2 protein-coding genes are annotated in these 3,069 nt (G+C 46.3%); one reads left to right on the top strand and one right to left on the bottom strand.

The annotated features are described in order from the left end of the window. Nucleotides 1-615: amidohydrolase family protein (locus B2X00_RS00030; RefSeq protein ID WP_349677027.1), on the bottom strand; the 615-nt coding region annotated here is incomplete at its 3' end. 282 nt (nucleotides 616-897) lie between these two features. On the opposite strand from B2X00_RS00030, the gene rnr reads away from it, so the two are divergent. Beyond that, a partial coding sequence (rnr, locus tag B2X00_RS00025) for a ribonuclease R (protein WP_290485594.1) occupies nucleotides 898-3,069 on the top strand: 2,172 nt, incomplete at its 3' end.

Here is a 3,069-nt window from a genome sequence, read left to right as displayed (position 1 = left end):
GGTGTAAGGCGCATGTGGTGCAAATGCAGGAGTAATACGTGGGTGATCTTTATATTCTTCAATGAAATTCAACGCGTACTTGATACCTTCTTCAGCGTTTGCAGCATCGGCAACTGTGAACTTAATAACGGTTTCACCAAGGATGGCACGCATACCAATCTTATCGACGGTTTTTGCAACTTCATCCTCGAAGTAGTACATGTCGGCGTAGGTTGTCACACCGCCTTTGACCATTTCAACGTTACCTAGGTTAGCACCAATGCGCACCATATCGCGTGATACTAACTTCTTCTCTAGTGGGAAGATGTAGCGGTGTAGTCGGTCTGGCACATCATCAGCCAGTGAACGGAAAACCGTCATTGATACATGAGTGTGAGTATTGATTAGGCCTGGCATTACAATATCGCCATCGACGTCTAGCACTTGCTCAGCCTTGTATTGCTTCTCGAGTGAAGCATCACCAACCGCAATGATTTTATTGTCTTTGACTACAACCGTTCCGCTCTCATAAACCGTTTTGTCTTGGTTCATGGTTAGAACCATTGCATCGGTAATCATTAGGTCAGCTTTTTCCATCGCAGAACTTGCGAATGGGAATAGCGCAAGGCTCGCCATTGCTGGAGCCAATAAGGCGCGTTTTAATTTCATATCAATACTTAGAACAGGAGTTGGTAAAAGTGTCTGGATAATAGTGCATTTCATTCATGAGGCAAACGTTTGTTTTATCGTTTGCATAAACTTCTGATAGTAATCCGTAACTGTGACGTGATGTTTCACAAAATGAAGATATATATCAATCTGAGGTTATTTTCGGGTTTTCTAAAGCATATCTGTAGCTTACCTCTAGCATCGGATATACTAGGGGTATATACCTTCCTTGCTTAAGCAGGCCCGCCTATGTCAAAAAACACACTGATGTCAGAAAACACGACAACTACCAATAACGTTGATCCTTTTGCCGATCGAGAGTCGAAGAATTACGACAACCCAGTACCAAGCCGAGAGTTCATTTTATCGTTTCTAACGGAAGCGAATATTCCAATGAACCGCAATGACCTATTCGAAGCGCTTGGCCTTGCTGGAGAAGAACAATATGAAGGGCTACGTCGTCGTTTACGTGCTATGGAGCGTGATGGACAGCTTGTCTTCACTCGTCGCCAATGCTATGCGCTGCCTGAAAAATTGGAGCTAGTAAAAGGTTATGTGATTGGTCACAAAGACGGTCATGGCTGGGTTCGCCCTGATGGCAGCAAAGGCAAGGATGACGATATTCTACTGCCGCACCATCAGATGAAAACCATCATGCACGGTGACTACGTTCTGGCTCAGCCAACGGACAACAGCAAGCGTGGCCGTCGTGAAGGTCGTTTAGTTCGCGTGCTTGAAGAACGTACTACACCAATCGTCGGTCGTTTCTTTTTAGAGTATGGTCACTCTTATGTGGTTGCTGACGACTCACGTATTAGTCATGACATCCTTATCCCAACCGAGCATAAAGGCGGAGCTCGAATGGGTAATGTGGTTGTGATTGAAATTACGGACCGTGGCGGTCGCTCTCGCAACATGATGGGCAAGGTAACTGAAGTACTTGGTGAAAACATGGCTCCGGGCATGGAAACCAAGATTGCTATTCACACCCACCAGATCCCAAATGAGTGGCCTGAAGCCGTCGATAAGCAAATTGCTAACTTGGGTGAGCATGTACCTGAAGAGGCGAAAGAAGGGCGTGTTGACCTGCGTAAATTGCCATTGGTAACAATCGATGGTGAAGATGCACGTGACTTCGATGATGCGGTTTATTGTGAAGCGAAGAAAGGTGGTGGCTGGCGCCTATGGGTAGCGATTGCAGATGTTAGCTACTACGTTCGTCCTGATACTGCGTTAGACAAAGAAGCGATCAATCGTGGTAACTCGGTTTACTTCCCATCGCAAGTTGTACCAATGTTGCCAGAAGTGCTTTCTAATGGCCTATGTTCATTGAACCCTCAAGTCGACCGTTTGTGTATGGTGTGTGAGATGACTATCTCAGACAAAGGTAAACTGTCTGGTTACAAGCACTATGAAGCGGTAATGAACTCTCATGCTCGTCTTACTTATAACAAAGTAGGCGCAATCCTAGATGGCAACAAAGAACTTCGTGAGCGTTACGTTCAAGAAGTGCCGCATCTAGAAGAGCTACACAGAATGTACAAAGTACTGAAGCAGACTCGTGACGAGCGTGGCGCGATTGAGTTTGAAACGGTAGAGACTAAGTTTATTTTCAATGCGGATCGTAAGATTGACCGTATTGAACCCGTTGTGCGTAACGATGCACACAAGATCATCGAAGAGTGTATGATTCTGGCGAACATCGCGTCTGCATCTTTGGTGGAGAAAGCGAAAGAACCATCGTTGTACCGTATTCACGAAACTCCAGGTGAAGAGCGCTTAGCAGGCTTTAAAGACTTCCTAAGTGAGCTTGGCTTATCGCTAGATGGCGGTTTGTCTCCGTCACCAACGGATTACGCAAAACTAATGCAGCAAATTAATGAGCGTGAAGATCGCGAGTTAATTCAAACCATGCTGCTACGCTCAATGAAGCAAGCGGTATACAACGCTGATAACGTAGGTCACTTTGGTCTGGCGCTAAAACGCTATGCTCACTTTACCTCGCCGATTCGTCGTTACCCTGACTTGCTTCTGCACCGTGCGATTAAGTACCTTATTGCGAAAGAAGAGGGTCGTAACAGCGAACGTTGGACACCAACCGGCGGTTACCACTACACTTTCGATGAAATGGACTTCTACGGCGAGCAGTGTTCAATGACTGAGCGTCGTGCCGATGACGCCACTCGTGAAGTGAACGACTGGCTGAAATGTGAATACATGCAAGACCACGTCGGTGAAGTGATGGACGGTGTGATTGCCAACGTAACGGGCTTTGGCTTCTTTGTGCGTCTAACTGAACTGCACATTGATGGTCTGGTACACATCTCAGCATTAGCGAACGATTACTACCAATTTGATGCTGTTGGTCAGCGCTTGGTGGGTGAAAGCTCTGGCAACATCTACCGCTTGGGTGATTCGGTT

Source organism: Idiomarina sp. UBA3162, from assembly GCF_002364475.1.
Lineage (GTDB): Bacteria > Pseudomonadota > Gammaproteobacteria > Enterobacterales > Alteromonadaceae > Idiomarina.
The sequence above is the reverse complement of the archived record's forward strand: the minus strand, read 5'-3'. Positions and strand labels throughout refer to the sequence as shown.